Below are 26,371 nucleotides of genomic sequence, written 5' to 3' on the forward strand. Positions count from 1 at the left end.
ATGCTGTAAGAATATAGGGCCTTTCTACATTGAAAGGCTTTTTTTGTACCAAAAGGAAATTTCTGTTTCTTTCTCCATTTTTCATGATTATTTTTCCGCATGCATGAGGCCATTTCACTTTTAGAACTCAACCAGCTGATCAAAGAAACTTTGGATATACAGCTAGCCCCTACCTATTGGGTTGTTGCTGAAATCGCAGAGATCAACCATGCCAGGCAAGGTCATGCCTATCTGGAGTTAGTCGAAAAAGAGGGCAATCAGATTGCTGCAAAAATCAGGGCAACCATCTGGTCCTATACTTATAGAAGCCTGGCTTCACGCTTTAAGTCAGTTACCGGACAGGATTTAAAATCAGGTATGAAAATCTTGGCCCAGGTTTCAGTTACATTCCACGAGGTTTATGGGATCAGCCTGAATGTTAAGGAAATTGACCCAAATTACACACTTGGGGAGAGGGCAAGGATAAGACAGGAGATAATAGACAGGCTGGCAAGAGAAGGAATGTTGGAATTCAACAAAAGGTTTAAACTTCCGGCAGTACCCCAAAAAATCGCGGTAATCTCATCCTCTACAGCGGCCGGTTATGGGGACTTTGTCAATCAGATCAAGAATAACCGTTTTGGCTATCAGGTACACCACCGGCTTTTTCAGGCTACTCTTCAAGGGGTGGAGGCAGCGGAAACAATCATACAGGCTTTAAAATCAGTTCATGAAGCACATCAGAAACATCCCTTTGATGCCATTGTCCTCATCAGAGGTGGAGGCTCACAGTTGGATTTGGATTGTTTTGATGATTACCGATTAGCCATTGAAATAGCAAAAAGCGAGCTGCCTGTCATTACCGGCATTGGACATGAAAGAGATGAGACCATCGCTGACTTGGTGGCCCATACCAAGATGAAAACCCCGACCGCAACGGCTGAATTTATCCTTTCAGGATTCAGAGAGTTTGAAGACAATCTGGAACTCTTATGGAAACAAATTGAAAGAAACGCCGCGCAAATTTGGGGCTGGGAAGAAAGAAAATTGAGGGATTTGGAAAACAAACTGGGTAAATTGTCAGGGACTTTGATTCACCGATCGGGCGAAAAACTAAGTTTTATCCTCAAACAGATCAAAACCCTTTCCCAAAAGCAGCTGACGGTAAATAAAATCTCGCTTGAAAACCAGCTCGTTTCCCTGCAAAAAGCAGGAAGGATCAGGGTTAAAATGGAAAAGGAAAAACTGGAAAGATTACAAACCGACCTTGGCAGGCTGAACCCCGACCGTTTTTTTGAAATGGGTTACACAAGATCCGAGATTTCAGGAGTACCTGTACATAAAATGAGACCAAAAACCGGAGATATAATGAGTACTTACTCCGGAGTTATGAAAATTGAAAGTAAAATTGAAAAAATTGAAAAATATGGAAAATAAGGACTTCAGTTACGACAAAGCAATTGGCAGAATTGAAGAAATTTTACAGGTGCTGGAATCAGGCGAAAAAGGAATGGATGAACTTTCCGAATTGGTGAAGGAGGCCGCTGAACTGGTCAAGCAATGTAAAGGTAAACTGAGAATGACTGAGGAGGAAATCAACAAAGCCCTCAATCTGGAGGAAGAGAGTTAATTCAGATGTATTTCCCATCTTATCCTTAAATCGTAAACCAATAAGAATTAAACTGTTTTAAATGAAAAGGCTTTTGTTGTTGACTGGCACTCTTGTAATCATTTTATCTTTCCATTCATCCGCACAGAATTTTTTCAGGGAAAAAAACCGAAGGGAAAATTCTTTTGGATTTGGCTTAGGGCCTTCTTTTAAATATGCCGACAACGGAGGCCAATACAGTATCTTCAATTTCAAATGGAGACCTTCTTTTTCTTTGGTTTATGATAAAAGACTATCACCCCATATGGCATTCCGTACAACAGGAGGAATCCAGGGGATCAGTAGCTGGGACAAACCTCTCCCCTCATTAGTCGAAAGATGGAAAAATAATGAAGATGCCGTTTCCTTCAGGGGCAATATTTTTTTCATCGATGTGATGCCTTATTTCAATCTTTTACCTGATTATCATCATATGATCAGGCCAGAATTCAATGTATATACAGGACTGGGATTTGGCGTCCTCTTAAGTGCTACCCAACAAAAATTTTCAATGGAAGATCAGGCACCGGAATTCAGATCAGAAATATTGACCCCTTATATCCCGTTTAGGGGAGGACTTAATTTCAAAGCTGCAGATTTTTGGGACATCTCTCTGGAAGGAACTGTTATGATAACCTTTACAGATAAGATTGATGGAAATACTTCAACCCATACCCAAAATGACATCCCCTTTCAATTACAGATAATTGTAAGGAAATACCTCAATCAGCTGGTAAAAAGCAACCAATGAATTTTACGATCAAACTAACACTTCCAAAAACTTCCTCGGAATATTGATCAGCATGCTTTGATGGATACCGGGGATACGAATGATAAAATAGTCCTTATTGCCTTTATTGACACATTCTCCTTCCATTCCCTGAAGTGGGCCGCCCAAAATACGGACCTGCTGACCTTCTTCAATTTCGGAATTGTCTGTTTCTACCGCAACACCTGTTTCCAAAATCCTCTTAATGGTATCTATTTCTTCCTGTCTCACGGTAGCATGCTCTCCTGCAAAATGAACAAATTTTACAGCTCCAGGAACCTGGAGTGCTTCCCAAAGTTGATTCCTGTTGGTCTTAACAAAAAGATAGCCATTGAATAAAGCTTTCTGGACTTTCTTCTTCCTGTCCGACCATTGGCGCAATTCTTCAATCATAGGCAAAAAGACCTCAAGCCCTTTTTCCTGTAACCTTTGGGCTACTTTTTTTTCTGCTCTGGAACTGGTGTACAACACGTACCAACTTAATTCGGCCATGAAAAATCTTTCTTTTTTACAATCCTCAAATTTAACAATAATCAAAACCTAAAAATTCTTTCCTGCCTTAAAATTTCTTAATCCTTTGCCGAAAATCCGCTGAAAAATAAAAAACCCTTGGAATATTATCCCAAGGGTTTACACATTTAAAAACCACCAACCTTTACTTAATCATGCTATTTCACTCTGCGAATCAACATGTTTAATTTATCTGCCAGCAAATACATGACAGGTACAATTACTAACGTTAAAAAGGTCGCAAAGGTTAGCCCAAATATTACGGTCCAAGCCATTGGACCCCAGAAGTCTGCATTATCCCCTCCCACAAAGAATTCTGGATCAAAAGAACTCAGCAAACTTCCGAAATTAATGTTCATACCTATTGCCAAAGGTACTAAGCCCAATACTGTCGTGATAGCAGTAAGCAATACCGGCCTCAGCCTGGTCTTACCCCCTTGAATAATACTGTTCAAAAGTTCATCAAAAGGCAAATACTCTCCTTCAGGCGTATTCAATTCTTTTCTTCTTCTTTCCCTGACAAGGTTAGTGTAATCTATCAATACAATCGCATTGTTAACCACCACCCCTGCAAGGGAAATGATTCCTATCCCTGTCATAATCACTACGAAATCCATATTGAATATCACAAGCCCTAGAAACACCCCAATGGTACTCAGAACCACAGAGGCCATAATGATAAATGGAGTGGTCACTGAATTGAACTGTGCGACAATAATCAAGAAGATAACGGAAACGGCAATAAACAAGGCCCTTGCCAGGAAGGCAGTAGATTTGGCCTGTTCTTCCTGTTCCCCTGTAAATTTTACCGTTATACCATCAGGGATTTCATAGTTGGCCACCAAGTCTTTCAACTCATTATTGATCTCAGTAGCATTGTATCCATCCGTCACGTTGGAGAAAATCGTGATGACTTTTTCAAGGTCCTTTCTTCTCACTGAGCCATAAGTGGATCCATATTGTAAATCTGCGACCGCGGAAATAGGAACAATCTTTTTATTACCCAATTTATCCCTGAAACTGATCTTCTTGTTGATCAGTGAAGAAAGGTCATACCTATACTCATCTTTCAATCGAAGTTGAATTGGATAATCATCCTCACCTTCTTTGTACTTGGATACTTCAAGACCAAAAATCGCTGTTCTCAGTTCATTGGCAATGGTCACCGTAGAAAGGCCAAATCTTCTGGCTTTTTCCCTGTCAATGTTCAAAACCACCTCAGGACTACCCAATTCCAGATCTGTTTTTAGTTCCTCGATTCCAGGAATATTGGCACTTGCCAGGTATTCTCTGAAGTCACCCACATAATCTATCAGTTTTTCAAAATCCTCCCCGCTGACCTCGATGTTAATGGCTTTACCAACAGGCGGTCCGGCACGTTGCTTATCCACGGTAATCAGAACTCCGGGGTATTTTTCCACCAGATCCCGGATATCTTCCATTACCCTGTTGGTATTTATTCCATTTCGGAACTGGTATTCTACAAAGCTGATCGTCACTTTTGCTTTGTGAGGCGTATTGGCTATGCTAGGTCCTGCGGACTGATCGCCGGTACCTTCACCTACCTGGGTAATGATAGACTCGATGATGTTATTATAAGGCCTCAATACCTCAAACAACTCATCTTCCATATTCAGCATAAAAGTATTGGTCGCTTCGGTGTCAGTACCGATCGGATTTTCAATAAACACATTGACCAAAGCAGGTTGGTTGTCAGGGAAGAACAATACTTTAGGGGCCCTCACAATAAGGAGTCCTACAGAAAGTATCAACAAGAATACTGTTCCGGTCAAAAAGAAATAGGGATTCCAACCTCTCAGCGCAAACTTAAGTGTCTTTTCATACAGGTTTTCCAGAAAAACCAAGAAAACGTTCTGAAACCATCGGATGGCAGCCCTTAAAACAAACACATTGAATACAGTCAATACCGCAGCAATCGAAAATAGATTTCCGAAAGCCCACCATCCAGCGAGGTAGCTGATGATGGCCATGACTGCAAATACCAGTGCCACCAGGAGATTTTTCCTCTTTGGCTTGATCACGTCCACATCCTGCACTTTCATATATAGAGAGGTCAGAACAGGATTGACCACCAAGGCCACAAACAAAGAAGAGGACAAAACGATTATCAAAGTAATAGGGAGGTATTTCATAAACTCCCCGATAATATCATCCCAAAATGCCAGCGGCATAAATGCAGCCAAAGTAGTCGCTGTAGAGGTTATAATAGGCCAGGCCACTTCACCCACGCCCTCTTTGGCAGCCCTGACGGCAGATTTACCTTCCTGCATCAACCGGTAAATGTTCTCCACCACAACAATACCATTGTCCACCAACATCCCCAGCGCCAGAATCAGGGCAAAGAGCACCATCAGGTTAAGCGTAATACCCAAAGAATTCAATACCAAGAAAGAAATGAACATAGAAAGCGGGATAGCTACCCCTACGAAAAGGGCATTGCGGAACCCCAAGAAGAACATCAATACCAATACCACGAGAATCACCCCGAAGATAATACTATTTTCCAGGTCATTGACCTGAGAGCGGGTGGTCTTGGATTGGTCATTGGTAATAGAAACCTCCAAACCTTCGGGGAACCTGTCTCTCTTTGCCCTATCTATGATATCTTTAATCTTATCCGAAGCATCCAGCAGGTTTTCTCCCGACCTTTTCACCACATTGACAGTGACAACAGGGTTTTTATTGCTTCGGGCATAACTTACCCTTTCTTTAAAAGTATCCCTTACCTCCGCAACATCCGACAGGTAAACAATTTTATTGTTTTCTGTCTTGATGATGATGTCTTTCAGTTCCTCAGGGTTCCTAAATTCCCCAGTGATCCTAATCGCCTTTCTGAAATCACCAGCGAGAATATTACCCCCTGAAATAGTCACGTTTTCCTGAGAAACTGCATCGGAAATATCACTGAAAGAAACCCCATTGGCCTCCATCTTGAAAATGTCTGCATCGATGCGGATTTCCCTTTCTACCGTTCCCCTCAGTTCAGCTTTGGAAACCTCAGGCAACTTTTCGATCTCGTCCTCCAGGTATTCCCCAAATTTTTTCAGCTCCTCTTCCGAAAAATTACCCGAAAGATTGACGTTCATGATCGGGAAATCTGAAGTATTGACCTCAATGACATCCGGATCCTGATCCAGGTCAGTTGGCAATTCACTTTTGGCTTTATCCACCGCATCTTTGACATCCTGAATGGCCTTCGAAATCTCCACTCCTGGATTGAATTCAATCACCACAGAAGAAAAATCCTGAACGGAAGTAGACTTGATGCTCTTCACATTGTTGATGGATTTCAACTCCTTTTCTATGGGCCTGGTAATCAGGTTTTCCATATCCACGGGTGAATTTCCGGGATAAGCCGTACCCACATACACCGTCGGTATGACGATTTCCGGGAAGCTTTCCTTCGGCATAGTCCTATACGCCAGGATACCCAGAATGGTGATGATCACCACCAATATGACCACAGAAGTTTGATTGTTGACCGATAGTGAGCTCAGCCCAAACTCCCGGACGATTCCTTTTTGTTTATCTTCCATTTTTCACAAAAAAATTACTGTGCGATGTTAACATTGAAATTATCCCCAACTTCCCTAAAACCTTTGTCTACCAAGATTTCGGAACCATCCAGTCCTTGCACAATTTCAGCAAGTTCTTTATAAGTCCTACCCCTTTTGATGTAGCGCTTTTTACTTAGATTTTCATCTACTGTGAAGACATAATCTCCTTTAGTATCCTGTAAAATCAGGTAATTGGGAATCATAACAGCCTTTGGGTTTTCATAATCCTTGATTTTGAGCACAGAAATCATGTTAGGCTTTACATTGGGAATAGTGGGTAAAAATACTTCCACTTTAAAAGTCCTGTTATTGGGGTTGATAATAGATCCAACAGCAGATACTTTGGTATTGAGGGTCTGATTGATGGAAGGAAAGCTGATTTCTACGGAATCCCCCCTGTTTACTATTCCCACGTACCTTTCAGAAACATCTGCCTCGATAAACAGATCACTCTCACCAACAAACTGGAACATAGGAGTGCCAGGTTGTACCAATTCCCCTAACCTAACCAATACTGTTTCGACTGTGCCATTGAAAGGTGCCCTTACAGCAGTCCTGGATTCCTGTGTTTTCAGAGAGGCCAAGCTCTTTTCCAAGGTCTCTTTTCTGTTTTTAGCTTCCAGATACTGTAACTCGGTCCCGATTTGCTGCTGCCACAACCGCTGCTGTTTTTCAAATACCACTGCGGCCAACTCAAGTTGTTTCTCAACTTCCTCAATATTTCTTTGTATGGCTTCAGCATCTATTCTTGCCAAAACCTGTCCTTTTGTAACCCGCATACCTTCAATCGCCAATATTTCCTGTACCCTGCCGGAAACTTCACCACTGATGCTTACATTTTTCTTGGAAAGGACTGAACCTGTGACATCAATAAAATGCTCAAAATACCCCACCTGAGGCTTTACAGTAGAAATAAGGACTGATTTCCTGTTTTGCCTGCCAAATTCAGGATCTAAGCTTGCTATTTCTTTTTCCAGATTTTCAATGGCCAGTCGTAAATCAGAGGCTTCTTTTTTCATTTTGGCCAGTTCTTGCTTCTTGGCAGCCAATTCATCTTTTTCGCCACAAGAGGCTACCAACACAAGGATGGCAATGATTAAAAATTGAAAATTTGTTTTCATATGTTTTGTGATGTTTTTCTTAATAATTGGTTATAGAATTCCGAGTGCTTTTTCGAGATCCACTTTGGCAATCAGTGCGTCATACAAGGCAGTAAAGTAATTGGTTTCTGCTTCCTTAAGGGCAGAGTCCGCCTCCACTACCTCCAGGTTGGAGCCTACCCCTTCCTCGTATTTGATCCTTGCCATCCTGAACACCTCTTTGGCAAGTTCCATATTCTCTGCCTGTACTTCCAGAGCCGCAAGACTGTTTTTCAAATTTACCCTGGACTGGAATTTTTCGAGTTGAATATTATCCTGAATGAATCTTTCCTGATTTTCCAATTGCTTGATCTGAACCCTGTTTTGTTGGATTCTGGCACTTTTTGATAAGCCATCAAAAATCGGAATGGACAAAGACCCCCCTATAAATGCACCGGTAAACCATCTTTCATTCTCCATTAAAGTACCAAACTGCTGTGCAGCTGCATTTCTCTGATAGGTGGCAAAGGCCGATAATCGGGGTATATATTGGACGGTGTTATTCTTTAAATCGAGTTTTACCAGGTCAATATTGGTCCTGATCTGATCCAGTTCTACACGTCTTGAACCCTCAAGTTCCATCAGACTTTGTATATCTGTAAGATCATTCAATTCATCCAAAGTCTGTGTCAGATAAATGAAATGGTCAGAAGGAAGCCCTATCTGAATTTTCAAGAGTTCGACACTGATGGCAGTGGCGGCAATGATTTTATCCAATTCAGTCTTGATGTTATTTCTTTGGACTTTGATTCTTGAAACATCGATTTTCTCTACAAAACCCGCCTCAAACAGTGCATTGGTTTCGGTCAATAGGCTCTCTAACCTATTGAGGTTAGCCTCTATCAATTGCCTTCTTTGGTCGTTGATCAAAACCGAAAGATAAGCCTTCTTCACCCTTTCCTTGACATCAATTTCCGATTTCAACCGATCGTATTCTGTCAACATTTTATAGGTTTTTGCTGCCTGAAGGCCGACAAAATAAGATCCATCAAAGATCATCTGGGTGGCCTGTACAGCTACCGTGGAAGTTAAAGGCACTCCAAACCGCAATGGAACTACATCCAGTTCAGAATTAGGGTCTGCAAAAGGGCCTTCATTGGGAAAAAATACCACAGGAATTGCAGCATTATAGGTAAAATCAACATTGCCATTGATCTGGGGAAGCCCTTGGGACCGCCTTTCAATCACCGTGGCCTTTGCGATCAATGTTTCCAATTGGGCATTTTTAGCATCCACATTGTTCTCAAGGGCATATCTTATGCTCTCTTCCAATGACAATTCAACCACCTTTTGGGCGCTGAGATGTAAAGGAGACAAAATAGCCATCAGGACAATGGGAATCCTAAATAGCATCTTAATTGTGGTTTTCATTGTACTGTTTCTTTTGGTTTAGGTAAGCTTCTCTTCCTTTTTCGGTAAAAATCCCATAAAGGAAATGTTCAAATATTTCTAATTGTAGTTCTACCGGGTTGAACTTGGACAGGGGAAATTTGACCGGGTCAAAAATCATCATCATTTGCTCCATCCGTAATAAGGCCATTACTTCCGTATTGATTTCAGGCCTGAAATACCCCTCTTCTATTCCCTTCTCCAAGAGCTCAGTAATTTCCTTTAGAACATGTTCTTTCTTGAACTCTTCAAATAATTGCCAACACTGGGGAAAATAACGCTGTATTTCATTCAAAACCAGAGGGTTCATATCTGCAAACCTCCTTCTAATATGTGCCGTAAGACCCACCAAATGCTCTATCACCCCATCATTAATTTTGGGGAGGTTTTCAAGGCTATGAATATCTTCATTCAAGGCTGAAGAAAAAGATTCAAACACCAGCTGGTTTTTGTCAGAAAATTCCTGATAGATCGTCTTTTTGGACATTCCGGCCATCCTTGCGATATCATCCATGGTCACAGACCTTACCCCAAAACGCATAAACTGCTCCTTCGCTGTCTCAATAATTTTTTCTCTATTTTCCAAGCCAATCATAATTTGGATGCAAAACTCAGGAAACTTTACGAAAGTTCAAAGTTTCTTGAGTTTTTTATGAAATTAAATTTGCAAAACAAGACAAAAACAAAAAACTAAGTATATCTTAATACTGATTTTCAATATATTTCAATTTTTTATTCTGCAAATTGAAATTGTATGAAATCTAAATTCAATAGGTATTAACTTTAGGCATCATTTATTTTAATTTTGATCATGGAGTTTTTGGAAACCTCATTTGGGCACCTGGCCTATCAAAAGCATGGCCATGGAAAAAATTATTTTTTATTATTCCATGGATTTGGCCAAAACATGAGGGCCTATGATCCATTCCTGGCTTTAAGAAAGGAAGGGGATTGCTTTTTGGTATTCGATATGTTTTACCATGGACAAAGCAGCTGGAAATCCGTCAAACAAAAGCTAACCAAAGAAATCTGGAGAGAAATAATACTTCAGCTTAGGGAAAAAGAAGGCATTGACAAATTTCATCTCGTGGGATACAGCATGGGTGGAAAATTTGCACTGATCACTTTTGAGATTTTCCCTTGCCATGTCAAATCCCTTCTTCTGATGGCACCTGACGGAATCAAAACAGGCTTTTGGTACAATATGGCTACATTTCCGGGCGTTCTTAACCGCCTGTTCAAACATGTGGTCTTTCATCCCAAAAGGTTTTTCAAAACCATGCAGGTTTTGAACAGCATGGGGCTGCTTCAAAGCTCTTTGATGAAATTTGTTCAATCCCAAATGTCAACCCGTACACTTAGGGCACAAGTGTACTTTACCTGGAATGTATTCAAACCCCTCAAGCCGGACCTCGGAAGCATAATAAAAATGATCAGGATCAATCAAACCCCCATAACCCTCGTGACGGGAAAATTTGACATGATGATAACTACTGAAAACCTAAAAAAATTCAGTTCAAAAATTGCCCATCTTCAGAGGCTGGAACTTGAATGCGGTCACAATACCCTTATTGAAGAAACCGCAACCTACCTTCAAAAACAAGAAGCGTCAAACAACTGAAACCAGTTTTTTTGACGCTTCCGGATAAAATGGCATACCACTCAGTTTTATGGAAAAATCCCCAAATCCATATAACTCCTGGAAATCCGCTCCAGGGCCAATATAAATCCCGCTGTCCTTAAGTTTTTGATATTTTTCTCTTTTCTTTTTTGGTTCATGGCATGGTAAGCAGTCACCATGGTCTCCTCCAAGCCTGAAAGCACCAAATCCCGCTCAGATGCCCCCCTGATCAATGATTCCTTTTCTTCATCTGTAAATTCCTCTCCTGTGGCATTTTCTATGGTCCCAAGCAGCTTCCTATATTTTTCCATATCATACCGCTTTTCCAGTTTTCCAAAAGAAACCCTGGAAAGGTTTTTCAACCACTCAAAATAAGAAACCGTTACACCTCCGGCATTCAGGTACATATCTGGAATAACCATAATCCCCTTTTTCAAAAGAATCCTTTCTGCTTCATGGGTTACCGGTCCATTGGCTGCTTCTCCAATAATTTTGGCCTGGATTTTATCAGCGTTCTCCTTGGTTATTTGATTTTCCAATGCAGCCGGAATCAAGATATCACAGGGATAGGTCAACAGGTCCTTGCTGTTTTCAATAAACTCGCCTTTGGGATATCCCTTAAATCCTATATGCTTCATTTGGTAAGCCTTCAGTTCTTCAATATTGATCCCCTGCTCGTCCCAGATCCCTCCATTCCACTCAGCCACCCCAACCACTTTGGCGCCGGCCTCTGAAATATACTTGGCTGAATAATAGCCCACATTTCCAAGCCCTTGGACAATCACCTTTTTCCCTTTCAATCCAGTGCTTAAGCCTAATTCCGCCATATCTTCTTCCACACTTACTGCTTCCCTGATGCCGAAATATACCCCTTGGCCTGTAGCTTCTGTCCTTCCATCTATTCCATGCTGGGAAAGAGGCTTGCCTGTGACACAGCCCTTGGCATTGATCAGCTCCGGATTGAATGCCTCAAAAGTATCCACAATCCAGGCCATCTCCCTGGCCCCGGTCCCATAATCAGGCGCTGGAACATCCAAAGCAGGGCCAATAAATTTCTTTTTAATCAATTCAGCTGTATAGCGGCGGGTGATTCTTTCCAGTTGGGACTCCGTAAATTTACTCGGGTCTATGCTGACACCACCTTTTGCACCACCAAAAGGTACATTGACCAGGGCACATTTATAAGTCATCAGGGCGGCCAATCCCTTCACTTCTTCTTCATCAACATGCGTACTGTAACGAATACCGCCTTTTACCGGCAACTTATGATGGGAGTGCTGTATTCTGAAGCCTGTAATTACCTCATAAGTACCATCATCGTTTTTCAAGGGAAAGTTAAATTTGTAGATACTGTTGCACTGCTTGATCTGTTCCAATAATCCGGGATGTATATCCAAGTGCTTTGCCGCTTCATCCACAAAACCACAAACATCATCAAACAGGCTGTAGGCTGCTTTATTGCTCATAAAAATTTATTTTGGTTGTCAACTAAGTTACAAATCATTTTAAGAATTCCCTTATGATGACGGAATGATATTTCTCAGGGTTTTCCAAATGTCGTCCAAAAAAGTAAAGGGAACTGCAGCATCATCCGGATTGGTGCCTAACCTCACCAAAACCAAATCCATCGAAGGTACAACACACACATATTGCCCGTCTTTCCCCAATCCGCAGATCATGTCTGATGGTGCATTGGGGGCAAAAGATCCGGGAATCCGCACTTGGAGGTAGGGCACCATAAAAGTACTTTTCTTATTGAGCCACCATAAATATCCGTAACCCTCATTAAGGTTTTGAGAAGAGTTTACCATTTCCCTGAAATATTTTTCATCCCTAAGTATTTTTTCACCTGCCCATTCTCCTTTGGCCAAAACCAATAAGCCAAACCTCGCCATGGACCTGGCATCACTGAAAAAAACATTATTGTACCCTAATTTTTGCCAAGTACCGGTCATCCCGATTTTTTCTCCCAGTTTTTGGCGATAGTATTGGTTCAAATTACTGCCGGTGGCCCCTTCCAAGACCTTATCCAACAAAGTATAGGGCGCATTATGATAAGCCCACCGGCTACCGGGTTCAGCCAAATATTTTAGATTTTCTGGAGAAAAGTCATCTTTATCCTGCACCCTGTCATCCAAACCGGTGGTCATGGTTAGTTGATGCCAAATGGTGATTTTTTTTTCTTGTTCCCGGGTCATGGATGTCCAGCCTGCTCCCAAATAATCGGTACTTGGATCTGTCAATAAAAGTTTCCCTTCCTCTTGGGCCATTCCGATCAAAAAGGCAGTAAGAGTTTTACCTGCTGAAGCCCAATACCATTGGGAGTTTTGATCAAAAGGCAAATTATTCGCAATCCTCCTGCCAAAATATACTTCTCGTACAATTTTCCCCTTTTTCAACAGGATAAATGCCCTTGTGCCATTGGCCTCCAGCAGATCATCAAGTTTATCAAGTTCCTGTAAGTTCCAATTGAGCTCTTTAGGATCCAATCTCTCCCAATTATTGCCCGATATAGGTGGGAAATAAAGGTTGGAAGGGCCACTCGTGGGTTCTTCACTTTCAGAACAAGAAAGTACGCCCAAAAGAAAAACAAAAACCAGAATTCGAAGTCTTGGAAGCATAATCACATTTTTTTTACCCATGAGAAATAATCATTCCATCCTCCATCAAAATGGTGCGGTCAGTTTTTGACGCCATATCATGATCATGGGTAACCATCAATATTGTCTGATGAAAATCCTGCACAAGTTCCTTAAATATCCCTAAAACCAAATCTGAATTCTTTTTATCAAGATTGCCTGTTGGTTCATCACTCATAACGATCAAAGGATTGTTGATCAAAGCCCTGGCTATTGACACCCTTTGTTTTTGACCACCTGACAATTGGTTGGCCTTTTTTAGGGCATGAGTCTCCATACTGAAAATCTTCAGTTTTTCCATGGCGATATGCTCCAGCTCTTCCCTTGATTTTTGATTGAGTTTAAGCCCCGGTATCATCACATTTTCCAATACTGTGAACTCATTGATCAAATAATGAAACTGAAAAACAAAGCCTATCTTTTCATTTCTTAAATGGGATAGGTAATCTGAAGATTCTCCAGTGATCAATTTATCATCCAGGTACAATTCCCCTTCGTAATCTGTATCCATGGTGGAAAGAATATAAAGTAAGGTTGACTTTCCGCATCCTGACTTCCCCATTATAGACACAAATTCCCCTTTATTGACAGTTAAGGTAATGTCTATCAGCACCTGGGTTTTACTGGGACTGTAAAAGAATTTATTGATTTTCCGTCCTTCAATAGCTTTCCTAACTTCCATATCATTTTCCGCGAATGATTTCAACTGGATCTACCCTGCTTGCCTTTAGTGAAGGAAAAAAGCCGGCAAAGTAGGTAGTTACCAAACTAAATACCGCCCCAATCACATAATATTTGGGGTTAAAATTTACGGGATACGTCTTAATGGTAGGCAATGCTTCTGTTTCAAAGGGGATTCTTTCTATACCCAGACAAGCCAAAAAACCAAAAAATAATCCCATAAGCCCCCCAAAAAACCCAATTGAAACTGCAATACTTATAAAAACATTCCTGACATCTTTGCCCGAAAACCCTATGGCCTTTAGTATGGCAATGGTGTCCATTTTTTCATAAATCATCATGTTCAGGATATTATAGATTCCAAAGCCAGAGACTACCAACAAAGTGATTCCTACTGCATAACTGATCAGGGACCGAACATTTGAACCGGTCTCAAACTGGGCATTTACTGTCTGAATGTCATCAGCATCAATTCCAAACATGGACCGGTATTCCTTGGCCAGGGCAGGCGACAAATCAAGATCATACAATTTGACCTGAATATCAGTAATGTAAGAAGAGGTCTCCCCCAACATTTTTTGAGCAGTGGCCAAAGACACATAGGATTGTAAATTGTCCAATTCCCCAATTCCTGACTGATAATAACCCACTACCTTTAACAGCAACCTGTTTCCCTGAGCGGTAGTGACCTGTACATAATCGCCGATTTCAGCCATCATTTTGTCCGCTGCCCCCTTACCGAGAATAATACTATTGGAAGTGTAATGCAGGTCCATGAAGTTGCCCGAAACCACATAATCACTGAAAGCAAAAAGACGGTTCTCCTCTTCGACTTCAATACCATTTAAAACCGCCGGAATATCTACGTTGCCCACATTGAAAAAAGCCTGAACAGCAATTTTTGAAGCAACACCTAAAATCCTCTTATCTTCTTTGAGTGTGCGGATAATCGCTTGATTATTGTGAATACTTACCCTGCTGACAGAAGGCTTTACGGAGCGGACAATATTGTAAAAACCTTTGAATTCTTCAGATAAGCTTATCGGCTGCTCTTCATTTGGTTTGATATCATTATAAAATCGGACATGGGCAGTCCTGTTTAAAATCAGGCCATCCAATAAATCATTCAATCCATTCATGAAGCCTAACAAAGCAATAAACATCGTGATACTGAACGTCACCCCTACAGCTGCCACCATGGTCTGCTTGATCCTCGCCATCATCAATGCCTTCGCTATCTCAACAATCAGAGCAAACCTCATGGTTATGGTTTTTTGAGTTGGGTGCTTTCATCAATACCGCTGAGGATTTCTACTTTCTGAAAACCTTTGATACCTGTTTCCACAGGAATAGTATCGCCTCTACTTCCTATCACAAATTTTTCCTTCAAAAGGAAGGCCCTGGGAATGGTCAATACATTTTCTTTGGACTGTATGAGGATATTTGCTTCAAAGTTGAGGTTGGGATACAAGGTTTCCGGCCTCTTAACAAATTCCCCTTCTACAGTAAAGCTTTTGTTCCGCTCATCCATAATGGGATTAATTTTTGTCACTTTGGCTTCAAATACTTCCCCGCGGTAGCTGTCCATCGTGACCATGATTTTTTGTCCAATTTTGACTTTTACTATATCATACTCATCCACCTGCATTTCCAAAAGGAACTCATCCTCATTGCCTATGATCGCAAGGGGAGTCTGGGGATTGACCATTTCACCTTTTTCTACCAATAGGGCATATACCTTCCCGTTGACTTTACTTTTTAAGAACAGATCGCTTTCCAGAGACTTGGACAGTGCCAAGCTTTTGCTGGCATTTTTTTCATTAAAATCAATTTCCCTTTTTAGATCCTCATACCTTAGCTTGGAAGAGTTAAAGAGGGTCTTCGAGTTTTGAAAACCCAATTCCCTTTGCTCGAGGTCCACCGCTTTTCCAATTCCCTGTGCCCATAATTTCTTTTGCCTTTCCAGCAAGATGGAATCATTTTCATACCTGCTCTTTGCCAATTCGATATTGATCTCCATGTCTTTCAATTTGGCAAGATTCTCCCTGCGGTCTGCATAAGCACGTACAAGTTCAGCGGTTTCCCTGTTCAGACGGGCGGTTTCATTGGTAATTTCCAGAATCACATCACCGGAATTTACCCGATCTCCTTCTTTTACATAAATTTCTTTTAATATCCCCGAAGTATTGGCAAATGCACGGTACTGATCTTTTGCCTTTATCAGACCCGAAGCAAAAACAGATTCGGAAATATTTTCTTTTTGTGGATAGACTGTTTCTTCCTTTTGGCCACATGAAAATTGGAAAAGGATCAAAAAAAATAAGGCAGGAACCTGTAATCTCATGGTGCTTGGTTTGATTGAAGCTAATTTAATTTGTATTGGAGAAAAAAAATAGTTTTGACGGACATTAATTGCACGCAAATTTCTAAACCAAAACATTGTCCTAACCTAAGTCAAAATCAAAATTTTAACCTGTCCCCTAAAGGACCTGAGGACTTCAACATGTTATTACTTGGTGGAAGAAGTAAACACTTTAAGTTTAATGTTTTGATTATAGGGCAATTCAGATATATAGACCGGTGAATCTGCTTTTGGTTCCGATCCATCATCTGTATAGCGGATCAGCAGGCCAGGGGTTTCCACATTGGCGAAAAGATATCCGTCTTTGATCAAAATCCCTGGTTTGGGTAGCCGGGTATTGACCCCCCCAAACAAATAATCCAATCTTGGAAGTTCTTTTTGCCCCACTACATTGGCAAATCGGTTCCAATCCTCTTCCCTGGCTTTTAACCTTTTGGCATCATCTTCCATGGATGTCCAGGCCGGATCCGGTGCCCAGGCCCTTTCCACCAGCCCCAACATTTTGGGCAATAAATAATATTCCATCATCTGCTGACCTTTTACTGTTTCAGTCCACAGTTGCCCTTGAATTCCTTTGATATTTTTCTTCCCTTCAGCTGATAGTTTTGCCTTTCCTTTTGCCAGGACTTTATGGTCAATAGGATTTCCATACATATCTGTATCATTGGAAATAAAATTATTCAAGGGAACCATCCGCCAGGCAGCTTTGAGATCCACATAACCTGACCACTCATGACCTGGTTCATCGGGATCGAGGTTATAAGCCAGGTCGAAGTAAATATTGGAAGAATTACAGATAATCACTTCATATCCGGCATTGGCCAGTTGGTAAGCCATATCTTCACCTCCCCAGCCTGCCACCGCATTCCAGGCATACACCCTGAAGCCCGCATCTGCAAATACAGGGTTAGGGCGGGCGGTTCTTTTGCCCTTTTCCTCTACCTCCATCTGACCTATTTCTTCCCAGCCTGCCGTTTGAATTCCTTTTTCTTGGAACATTTTACTGATTCTGGTATAAAAATAATTGGGCAGATCATGCACATGCCGAAGATCTGCATGTTCGGCAATGAATTTTTGACAGATTGGAGAACCTTCCCATACCCCCCGGGGAACCTCATCCCCTCCTGTATGAAAGGTCTGTATGGGAACACCCGATGCTGCATACATGGCCAGAATTTCATCTATTACTTTTTCATAAAAGGTAAATGCAGACTCCTGGCAGATACAGATGGTATTTCCTCTAAAATTCTGGGCAGATAGATATACCGATTGGTCCCCAAAATCCTCCAATAAAAATTCCCTTGCACCAGCTTCATCCCCTGCTGCCATCTTAGTTTGATATCTTTTTCTCATGGCAAGAATAGCAGCCCTGGAATGTGCAGGAACCCCTATTTCAGGAATTACCTCAATATGCCTTTCCTTGGCATACCGGAGTATTTCCTTGAAATCTTCCACTGTGTAAAATCCGGAGCCGTTGGGAGATAGATCTTTGTCAGGTCCAGATCCATAATAGGGCCAAAGGAAGTCTTTTTCTTCTTTGGAATGTCCTCTTTTGCTGCCTACTTCGGTGAGTTCGGGTAACCCTGGAATCTCAATCCTCCATCCCTCATCATTGGCAAGGTTCAAATGGAACACATTCAACTTATAAAATGCCATCAGGTCCAAGAGTTTGAGTACCGCTTTTTTAGTCTGAAAATTCCTGGCTACATCTAAGAACAAGCCTCTGTGCTCAAATCTTGGGGCATCTTGAATGGAAATTTTGTTAAAGCGGAGTTCAGTTTGGTTCCCTTCAAAAAAATCCACCGGAAGTAGGGCCAAAAGCGACTGAAATGCATAAAAAGCCCCTTGCTCTTGGGAAGCTTCTATGACAATTTGCTCTCCCACATCAAGCCTATACCCTTCTTTGCCCAAATCGGTCTTGCTTTTCCTTACCTTTATTGCCGCAGGATTAGAATTTCCTTCTTGGATTTTCACCTGAAAATAGGGACTCAGCTGCTTTGCAAAAAATTCGGTTGCATCCTGAAAAGCCCCGGCATCTATCCCCACATCGCCCTTTAAGACCAAATCACCTTCTTTCCATTGGTAAGCTTTGGGACTGGGCAAAAAGGGACTGATGCTTTTTGGATCAAGGAGTCTTGTATTTATGTTTTGCTCAAACAAATAAGCTGCTGTAGGAATGGGAAAGGGTTTCCCGTCGACAGCTTTCAATTGGTCTTCCAGCGTAAAGGCTTTGGTGGAATAGTTCTCTAAAACATAACCCACTTCCTGCTCCCCAAAAACAATGTACACACCATCCGGAACATGGCTGTTCTTTGTCAGAAAATTCCCGGATTGGTAAATTATTTCATATTGATCCCCTGGCTTCAACACAGGAAATTCTTTCTTGGGCCGCATCCTGAAAAAATCACCTGACAATTGTTCAATCTCTACCTCACCGGAAAGGATTTCGGGCTGAAGGGACAAAAAAATGGTATTGAAATAAATCTCCCAATTGGGTAACATCTCATACTTCCCCTTATTGGCCAAAGTGAATTTTGCCTGATGGGAGGGCCTGGGATCAACCTTATTATCCAATAACTCCCAGTGCAAATGGATTTCATCCGGATTGACGTGCTTGACTTCGGAAACGCATCCAAGAAAGGATAAAACAAGAAAGATTGAAAGAAAGGGTCGCAACATCGGCACAATAATTTGAGGAGCAGAGAATTACAAGTCTATTAAGTTAGGCAATCCGAATAAAAACCGCCAGCTTTTAACCAAAAAAATATTTTATTATCAAATTCTTTTCTTAAATTTTCGAGGAAGTTAATTCACCCAAAACAATATTTAACATAACCCAAAACCACTATGTCTCAACAAACGCCTTTAGGAGTTCCATTACAGGAAAGATATTTAGCCCTCGATGTATTGAGGGGACTTACCATTGCGCTGATGGTAATAGTGAATACCCCTGGTAGCTGGTCCCATATGTATGCCCCATTCATGCATGCGGATTGGCATGGATTTACCATTACCGACCTTGTATTCCCTACTTTCCTATTTGTGGTAGGCAATGCTATGAGTTTCAGTATGAAGAAGCTCGAACAAATGGAACAAGGTCCCTTCCTTAAGAAAGTATTCAAAAGAACATTTCTGATATTCATCATCGGATGGTTGCTGAACGCCTTTCCTTTTGTGGATTACAGCCCTGAAACAGGGTATACCATGATCAATTGGCTGGAAGTACGCTTATTGGGAGTCCTTCAAAGAATAGCGCTTTGTTACATGTTGGCCTCACTCATTTTATATTATTTTGGAAAGCGTGGTGCCATTATTTTCAGTGTGGTTACGCTACTGGCCTATTGGGGCGTATTGTATTACTTCGGAGATGCAGAAGACCCTTATTCTTTGGCAGGAAATGCTGTTTTGAAATTGGATTTATGGTTAATCGGAGCCAAATATCTGTATATGGGAGAAGGCATCCCTTTTGAACCCGAAGGCATCCTGAGTACCTTTCCATCGGTGGTCAATGTAATTGCAGGCTATTTTGCCGGAAAAGCTATTCAGCAATGGGGCAATAACAGCAAAACCGTGAAAAACCTGATTATCTGGGGCATCGGATTGATTGTTGTATGCCTGATCTGGGACATGGGGTTCCCTATCAACAAAAAAATATGGACAAGTCCCTATGTACTTTTAACAGTCGGGTTAGACCTGCTCCTCATGGCATTCCTGGTGCTTGTGATCGAGGTTTGGCAAAAAAGAAACTGGACCTATCCCTTGGAAGTTTTTGGTAGGAATCCATTGATACTTTATATATTATCCGGTGTTGTAATTACTCTTATGTACAATATTTGGATCGGAGAAAACACCTTGAAGGCAATCATCTACGAAAATCTTTTTACAAGTTGGCTAAGTCCCAAGGATGCTTCACTGCTATTCTCCATTACCTACATGTTGTTAATCTGGCTGATCGGACTTTGGATGGACAAGAAAAAAATCTACATCAAAGTCTGACAGGGTCTTACCTGTCGAAGAACGACCTTCTTCGGGAAACTTTCAAGTCTTGGAGAATCGATGATTTGACCCTGATATCCACATTATAAGACGTGAACCGCCCAAATGGAATCCAATTGACGTTCATTTGCCAGCAATGTAAGTCCCTGGCAATTCCGATCATGGTTTGGGTAATTTGGGCGGTTCTAAAATCATAACCACCGTTAAAATTGATTTTCCATTTATCAGAAATCTTCACATCCCCATTGATATTGACGGCAGAAGTAATGTTGGTCTGACCGTTTTGTGAGCGGGAATAGGCAATATTGTATCCAAATCCAAGATTCCATGGAATATCCCAATCAATATATTGGGAAGGATCATTCACTATCCTGTTGATTTCTTCTTCCACAAATTCATTCATAATTCCTCCCTGTTGTAAGAAGTCATTTGTAATTTGTTCCCTTACCTCCCCAGGGGATCTGCCATTCCTACTTGGATTTAAGCTACCATTGATGTTCATTTGAAGCGAGCGCAAGGTACCTATCCCCTGCCCTGCAGTCCAGGCAAATTGATTTACCCTTCTCTCTATCAATTGCCCTTGGCTATTCAGGGATTGCCTCCTGGCATAGGGGTCAATATTCCCGGAAAAGTTGACCGATACTTTATCTTCAAAAAACGAAGTCCTGGTGTTGAAATTGAGAGGCGCGAGATTGAATGAATCTGCGGCGAAATTATAATTGGTTGACAGGTTCAAAGACTGCAACAAAGGAATTTTTTTCGATTTTCCATCTCCTGATTCCTCATCCCCTCTGATTTTGGCCTCCACCACGTTTCTCAAATTAAAACTGATTGCCCTGGCCTCACCCAGTGGAGCACCGCCAAAAATAAATCCCTGATGCCTGGAGAATAGCTGGGACCTTCCTGAACTATCCACCTGGACCCATTGGTAATAGCCAAAAGCGGGATTAGAAAAATCCGGTGTGTAATTAAAACCAATGGAGGGCTGCATATGGTGACGGATAGCTTCAATTTTCTTCTTTCCCTTGAAATTGTAAAAACCGTAAATATTGGTGTTCATATTGAATGAGCTATTATAAAAGCTCACCCTATTAAAACCTGGCTCGAGGATTTTATCTACCCTGTTTTCTGCCGGATTATAGAAAAAATTAATCCTTTCCAGGTACCAAAGTTCCGTGAGGTTCATGGAAGCCGTACCTGTAAAATATTTGAATAAAGTAAAATTGGAAGTAATAGGTATGGTATTTCTGGCTCCATTGTCCGCATCCGCCAAAAGCTGTGGCAGATTAGCCAGGTTAAAGGGAAGTACATTGGGCTGATTAAAATCTGTCACACCTTGATTTTGTTGCAGTACACTGTTTTCCACTCCAAAATTTGGGGTAATCCTGTTGTTGATGGAATTTTGCAGGTTAAAATTCCAGGCCACGTTAAAGGTCTTAAGCGGCTCAAATTTTACATTTTGAAAAGGATTTTGCCTGTTCATGTTAACGGAAATATCCGGCAAAATAAGGTTCACTTCATCTGTCTGCACGTTTTGGGAATGCCTCAAATTCGCAGACATGCTGAAGGGTGTTCCCTGAAAAGTTTTACTGTAGGAAACGTTGGAGGAAAATTCAGAATTGACATTGGTGATGAAACTTGTCGGATTGATGACCACATTGTTGTAATTGGTCGTACCGGCATTGACGGAAGCAGAAAACCTGGAATTTCCTCGCGATTCAGGTTGATGGGACCACCTTACCCAGACCGTATTATAATCCAGAGGATTCAACTCTGTCAATGGACTTTTGAATCTTTGGTAATCCAGATCAAAAGAACCATTAAAGCGGTATCTTTTTTTATAAATGGTGGCAGCTTTGGCACCATATCCACCCTGTGAATAAACATCCCCGGTCACACGGGTATGGATATAATCATTGAAAGCAAAGTAATATCCAAAGTTGCGCAGGAAAAATCCCCTGACCTGTTCCTGTCCATAGGAAGGGAATACAATTCCTGAAGCTTTCTCATCCGGAGTATCTGGAATGATACCAAAAGGCAGGCCAGCAGGCGTGGGAATATTATTGAAATAGAGATTAAAAGGTCCCGTGACGACCTGTTTGCCCCTGATGGATTTGATCTTGGCCGCACTGATATGCCAGTGGGGCGTGGCCAGGTTACAGGTGGTGTAGTACCCATGGTCCAGATAAATACTGCCATCCTGGTCTTTTTTGATCGTAGTACCGCGCAAAAGCCCATCCTGCTGTTCGGTGACCACATCTTTAATGATGGCTTTCTGGCTCTTGAAATTATACCGCATCTCTTTGCGGATTTCATAAGTGGTATTTCCCTCCTTGAAAATGGGATTTCCGATGATATTCCCCAAGCTATCGGTCACTCCGGTTGCAAAGAGTTCACTTTTATCCCAATCTATAATGATCAAATCAGCATCTAACCTTATATTGCCGTATTCGAACCAGGCATCATTATAAAGGTAAACCCTGTTCTGGGTAAAATCCGTAATGATACTATCTTCAGCATAGTATTTGATGGTAGTTTGGATATCGCTCTTGGGAGGAACTACAGTGGTGGTATCTGTTTTGGGGATTGTGTCCTGGACTTCTTGAAGCGGATCCAGGTCAGGAAGAACCAAAGAGTTGGGATTTAAAACAGTATCTGGTGCAACGATTCTTCGTTCCGGCGCTGAAGTTTGGCCTCTTTTTTGAGCCATAGCACCCTGGGGAATGGACCAGAGCGGAATTAGAATCAGGAGCAAACAGATCCAAGTATTACGCACTTACTATTTCTATTTGTTTAAAAATTTATAAATTTTACGCGGGCAAAGTTAATAGTATTCACACGCATGAGAAGATTTAAAGTTAAAAATATTCTTACTATTTCGTTACTGACTACATTTTTTCTTCTAAGTGGCTTTTCATCCACCGGTTCTAAAGCACCGGAATACAGACTCAAGCGTGTTGTAATAGACGCCGGCCATGGCGGCAAAGACCCCGGAGCTTTGGGCGCTTACAGCAAAGAAAAGGACATTGCCCTTGCTGTGGCACTGCAGGTGGGCAAATATGTACAAGAACACCTTCCAGGTGTGGAAGTCATTTACACCAGAAAATCAGACGTGTTTCTGGAATTAAAGGAAAGGTCCAATATTGCCAACAGGAATAAGGCGGATCTTTTCATCTCTATCCATTGCAATGCCGCCGCCAACAAAGGGGTTTATGGAACCGAAACTTTTGTGATGGGAACCAAAAACTTTGAAGCCAACTTTGATATCGTAAAAAGGGAAAATTCCGTAATCCTATTGGAAGATAATTACAAGGAAAATTATGAGGGTTTTGACCCTTCATCTCCTGAATCTTACATGATGTTCAACCTCATGCAAAAGGCATTTATCTCCAATAGTATATCTTTGGCCGCAAAAATCGAAAATGATTTCAGCACAAGGGTTAACCGCTCCAGCAGAGGGGTTAAGCAGGCACCGTTTTATGTGCTGTGGACCACCAGTATGCCCTCCGTCCTGGTAGAGCTGGGCTTTATTTCCAATACCAATGAAGAAAAATTTTTGAACAGCAAAGAAGGCCAAACTTACCTCGCCTCAGCCATTTACCGTTCGATCAAGGCATACAAAGAGGAACTGGAAGAGCTTTAAAATCAAGGAGGTATTCCAAAAAAGCCCCATCTAGGCTTTTTCCTTATCTGCGTTCATCATTATTCATCCCGCCTGGCGGGACAAGCTTTGTGGTTCAATCTGATCACACCTGCTTCAAAAAATCCTTTTCTTTTACAAATACGGTCTACCGAAACTTCAAAACTCCCACACTTTCAACACTCCTGATTCTCTCCTCTCTGTGTATCTCGGTGTCTTCTTTGTGTATCTCGTTGTAATTGAAAAACCCTTTTTGCAAAAAAAAAGCTTCTCAACCCTCAAAGCTATGCCATCTCGAAATCCGGATTTTCACACTCTTTTTTTTCCTACTCTTCACTCTGGGCCCTCACCCAAAAGCTCTACCGGAGCTTTTTTTAACGCTAGTACCTCATCATAATTCATTCTTCACTCAACATTCTTCATTCAAAATCCATCACTCTCCATACCCCCGAATAATCCGCTGAATGTACTTTCCGATGATATCAAATTCCAAATTGACCTCATCTCCCACTTTCAGTTCATGGAAATTGGTGTGCTCATAGGTATAAGGGATAATGGCCACGGTAAAAGATCCATTTTTGGAATTGAAACAGGTTAGACTGGTACCGTTTACAGTGATGGAGCCTTTTTCAACCGTTATATTCCCTTTGCCGGGATCAAAAGAAAAATCAAAAAGCCAGGAACCATCCTGCTCTTTGATATTTTCTACCCTGCCGGTTTGGTCCACATGGCCTTGAACAATATGGCCATCAAACCTTCCATTGGCAGGCATACACCTTTCAATATTGACTTTCCTGCCAACAGCCCATGACTTCAGATTGGTTTTTTTTAAAGTCTCATCTATGGCTGTTACCCGGTATACATCCCCATCAATCGCTACCACCGTAAGGCAAACCCCGTTATGGGCAACAGATTGATCGATTTTCAATTCATGGGTGATGGGTGATTGGATATCAAAATGCACGTTGGTACCCTCCTTTTTTACATTGACCACGGTGCCTAAAGTCTCAATGATGCCTGTAAACATTTTTTGAATTTAAATTGCAATAAGTCAGACGATAATTGTCTGAAGATAAATTTTGCTCAAATTTAAGCCAATTAATCCCTTAACTTCGCATCTTTATCAAAAGTTTCTCCATAAGGCATGTTGAGATTAGAGGACACTTACCGACACAAAGGACAAAGACGAGAACTGGTTAAGTTACTTAGAACAAAAGGCATCAAAAATGAAGCGGTATTGCAGGCAATCAATACCCTCCCCAGACACTTTTTTTTCGATACGGCCCTAGACTCCCATGCCTATGAAGACAAGGCCTTTCCGATCGGTGAGGGACAGACCATTTCCCAACCGTATACAGTGGCCTTTCAGACAGAGCTGCTACAGATCAAACCGGGGGACAAAGTACTGGAAATCGGTACAGGTTCCGGGTATCAGGGCGCTATTCTCCATCTTCTCGGTGCAGCGGTCCATACCATTGAGTTTCAAAAAAAGCTCTACGAACGGACTAAAAAATTCATGGCCAAACTGGGGATCCCTCTCCACTTTTATTTTGGGGACGGGTCACAGGGTATACCTGAGCAGGCTCCTTTTGACAAAATCCTTGTCACTGCCGGGGCTCCGGTAGTACCCAAATCCTTATTAAAACAACTGAAAATTGGCGGAATCCTGGTTATCCCTGTTGGGGACAGAAAAACCCAAAAAATGCTGCGCCTTACCAAAGTAACGGCTACAAAAATCGAACAGGAGGAATTCGAAAATTTTGCATTTGTACCGCTATTGGGAGAAGAAGGATGGAAATAACAAAATTTTATACCGAATAGAAGAAAACCGACTTTTATTTGTAGATTAAAATTTTGTAATTTTGCCTGAAATATAGTTTTTATGACAAAAAAGAAAACTGCCAAGCAATCCGAAGTGGTAATGACCGAAATGGTTCTACCTAATGACACCAATACCCTTCACAACTTAATGGGGGGAAAATTGATGCATTGGATGGACATCGTGGCAGCAATTGCAGCGCAAAAACATTCCAACCGGATTGTAGTCACTGCTTCAGCAGATAGCATTTCTTTTAAACATCCCATTGCACTGGGAAATGTGGTAACACTTAAAGCACAGGTTACCAGGGCTTTCAACTCCTCTATGGAGGTTTTCATTGAAGTTTGGGCAGAAGATATCCCCGCCAATAAAAAAATACAGACCCACAGGGCATTTTTTACCTTTGTAGCAGTAGACCAAAATGGACGCCCGATAGAGGTTCCCGAAGTTTTGCCTGAATCCCCTGAAGAAATCGAGCTGTATGAAGGCGCCTTGAGAAGAAGGCAATTAAGACTGGTTTTGGCCAAGAGAATGGATCCAAATGATGCGGTGGAGCTTAAATCCATTTTTAATATGGAAGAACCCAAAATCAAAAAATAAA

Annotated in this window: 21 protein-coding genes; 8 read left to right on the forward strand and 13 right to left on the reverse strand. The window is 41.5% G+C overall.

The genetic code is table 11. From position 1 onward, the window contains the following. Window positions 1–99 precede the first annotated feature (99 nt). The 3 genes from xseA to BC751_RS18670 all read left to right on the forward strand — a co-directional run bounded on the left by xseA (window position 100) and on the right by BC751_RS18670 (window position 2,378). A complete protein-coding gene (xseA, locus tag BC751_RS18660) occupies window positions 100–1,416 on the forward strand; it encodes an exodeoxyribonuclease VII large subunit (RefSeq protein WP_130276940.1) in 1,317 nt (438 codons plus the stop codon). Continuing rightward, window positions 1,406–1,609: an exodeoxyribonuclease VII small subunit gene (xseB, locus tag BC751_RS18665; protein WP_130276941.1), complete on the forward strand. Its 204-nt coding sequence runs from the start codon at window positions 1,406–1,408 to the stop codon at window positions 1,607–1,609. The genes xseA and xseB overlap by 11 nt, the downstream gene beginning before the upstream one ends. Window positions 1,610–1,670: 61 nt before the next feature. Next, entirely contained in the window at window positions 1,671–2,378 is a 708-nt protein-coding gene (locus BC751_RS18670) for a hypothetical protein (protein WP_130276942.1), read from the forward strand. A gap of 9 nt (window positions 2,379–2,387) precedes the next feature. Here BC751_RS18670 and BC751_RS18675 read toward each other — a convergent pair whose 3' ends face one another. From BC751_RS18675 to BC751_RS18695, 5 genes are all read right to left on the reverse strand, one after another. Beyond that, a complete protein-coding gene (locus tag BC751_RS18675; protein WP_130276943.1) occupies window positions 2,388–2,888 on the reverse strand; it encodes a UpxY family transcription antiterminator in 501 nt (166 codons plus the stop codon). Window positions 2,889–3,064: 176 nt separating this feature from the next. Further along, complete coding sequence (locus tag BC751_RS18680) at window positions 3,065–6,463, reverse strand: efflux RND transporter permease subunit (protein ID WP_130276944.1); 3,399 nt, start codon at window positions 6,461–6,463, stop codon at window positions 3,065–3,067. A 14-nt stretch (window positions 6,464–6,477) separates the two neighbouring features. Continuing rightward, the gene (locus BC751_RS18685) at window positions 6,478–7,605 is read right to left on the reverse strand and encodes an efflux RND transporter periplasmic adaptor subunit (protein WP_130276945.1); all 1,128 of its coding nucleotides are present in this window, start codon (window positions 7,603–7,605) and stop codon (window positions 6,478–6,480) included. 30 nt (window positions 7,606–7,635) lie between these two features. Continuing rightward, window positions 7,636–8,994, reverse strand: a complete 1,359-nt coding sequence (locus BC751_RS18690) for a TolC family protein (RefSeq protein ID WP_130276946.1) — start codon at window positions 8,992–8,994, stop codon at window positions 7,636–7,638. After that, the gene (locus tag BC751_RS18695) at window positions 8,978–9,598 is read right to left on the reverse strand and encodes a TetR/AcrR family transcriptional regulator (protein ID WP_130276947.1); all 621 of its coding nucleotides are present in this window, start codon (window positions 9,596–9,598) and stop codon (window positions 8,978–8,980) included. Before BC751_RS18695 ends, BC751_RS18690 begins: the two co-directional genes overlap by 17 nt. Window positions 9,599–9,823: 225 nt before the next feature. On the opposite strand from BC751_RS18695, the gene BC751_RS18700 reads away from it, so the two are divergent. Continuing rightward, window positions 9,824–10,633 carry an alpha/beta fold hydrolase gene (locus BC751_RS18700; RefSeq protein WP_130276948.1) on the forward strand — a complete coding sequence of 270 codons (810 nt, stop codon included), beginning with the start codon at window positions 9,824–9,826 and terminating at the stop codon, window positions 10,631–10,633. A 47-nt stretch (window positions 10,634–10,680) separates the two neighbouring features. Here the strand turns inward: BC751_RS18700 and BC751_RS18705 are convergent, their stop codons facing one another. From BC751_RS18705 to BC751_RS18730, 6 genes are all read right to left on the reverse strand, one after another. Continuing rightward, window positions 10,681–12,099, reverse strand: coding sequence for a Glu/Leu/Phe/Val family dehydrogenase (locus tag BC751_RS18705; RefSeq protein ID WP_130276949.1), 1,419 nt, complete (start codon window positions 12,097–12,099; stop codon window positions 10,681–10,683). A gap of 51 nt (window positions 12,100–12,150) precedes the next feature. After that, entirely contained in the window at window positions 12,151–13,254 is a 1,104-nt protein-coding gene (locus BC751_RS18710; RefSeq protein WP_130276950.1) for a serine hydrolase domain-containing protein, read from the reverse strand. A 13-nt stretch (window positions 13,255–13,267) separates the two neighbouring features. Further along, window positions 13,268–13,954 carry an ABC transporter ATP-binding protein gene (locus BC751_RS18715; RefSeq protein WP_130276951.1) on the reverse strand — a complete coding sequence of 229 codons (687 nt, stop codon included), beginning with the start codon at window positions 13,952–13,954 and terminating at the stop codon, window positions 13,268–13,270. 1 nt (window position 13,955) lies between these two features. Then, on the reverse strand, window positions 13,956–15,215 hold the full coding sequence (locus tag BC751_RS18720; RefSeq protein ID WP_130276952.1) for an ABC transporter permease: 1,260 nt from the start codon (window positions 15,213–15,215) through the stop codon (window positions 13,956–13,958). A gap of 2 nt (window positions 15,216–15,217) precedes the next feature. Further along, on the reverse strand, window positions 15,218–16,297 hold the full coding sequence (locus tag BC751_RS18725) for an efflux RND transporter periplasmic adaptor subunit (RefSeq protein WP_130276953.1): 1,080 nt from the start codon (window positions 16,295–16,297) through the stop codon (window positions 15,218–15,220). Between the two features lie 165 nt (window positions 16,298–16,462). Beyond that, window positions 16,463–18,994 (reverse strand): family 20 glycosylhydrolase, encoded by a 2,532-nt coding sequence (locus tag BC751_RS18730; RefSeq protein WP_130276954.1) that lies wholly within the window; start codon window positions 18,992–18,994, stop codon window positions 16,463–16,465. A gap of 168 nt (window positions 18,995–19,162) precedes the next feature. On the opposite strand from BC751_RS18730, the gene BC751_RS18735 reads away from it, so the two are divergent. Continuing rightward, complete coding sequence (locus BC751_RS18735; RefSeq protein ID WP_130276955.1) at window positions 19,163–20,311, forward strand: acyltransferase family protein; 1,149 nt, start codon at window positions 19,163–19,165, stop codon at window positions 20,309–20,311. 7 nt (window positions 20,312–20,318) lie between these two features. On the opposite strand, the gene BC751_RS18740 is transcribed toward BC751_RS18735, so the two are convergent. Further along, a complete protein-coding gene (locus BC751_RS18740; RefSeq protein WP_242617538.1) occupies window positions 20,319–23,021 on the reverse strand; it encodes a putative LPS assembly protein LptD in 2,703 nt (900 codons plus the stop codon). 132 nt (window positions 23,022–23,153) lie between these two features. On the opposite strand from BC751_RS18740, the gene BC751_RS18745 reads away from it, so the two are divergent. Next, window positions 23,154–23,954, forward strand: coding sequence for an N-acetylmuramoyl-L-alanine amidase family protein (locus tag BC751_RS18745; protein WP_130276957.1), 801 nt, complete (start codon window positions 23,154–23,156; stop codon window positions 23,952–23,954). Window positions 23,955–24,384: 430 nt separating this feature from the next. On the opposite strand, the gene BC751_RS18750 is transcribed toward BC751_RS18745, so the two are convergent. Continuing rightward, entirely contained in the window at window positions 24,385–24,978 is a 594-nt protein-coding gene (locus tag BC751_RS18750; protein WP_130276958.1) for a riboflavin synthase, read from the reverse strand. A gap of 117 nt (window positions 24,979–25,095) precedes the next feature. On the opposite strand from BC751_RS18750, the gene BC751_RS18755 reads away from it, so the two are divergent. Together BC751_RS18755 and BC751_RS18760 are read left to right on the forward strand one after the other, a co-directional pair. Further along, window positions 25,096–25,752 carry a protein-L-isoaspartate(D-aspartate) O-methyltransferase gene (locus tag BC751_RS18755; RefSeq protein WP_130276959.1) on the forward strand — a complete coding sequence of 219 codons (657 nt, stop codon included), beginning with the start codon at window positions 25,096–25,098 and terminating at the stop codon, window positions 25,750–25,752. 81 nt (window positions 25,753–25,833) lie between these two features. After that, complete coding sequence (locus BC751_RS18760; RefSeq protein WP_130276960.1) at window positions 25,834–26,370, forward strand: acyl-CoA thioesterase; 537 nt, start codon at window positions 25,834–25,836, stop codon at window positions 26,368–26,370. The last annotated feature ends 1 nt before the right edge of the window (window position 26,371 follow it).

This window comes from Cecembia calidifontis, from assembly GCF_004216715.1.
In the GTDB taxonomy this organism is placed as follows: Bacteria; Bacteroidota; Bacteroidia; order Cytophagales; family Cyclobacteriaceae; genus Cecembia_A; species Cecembia_A calidifontis.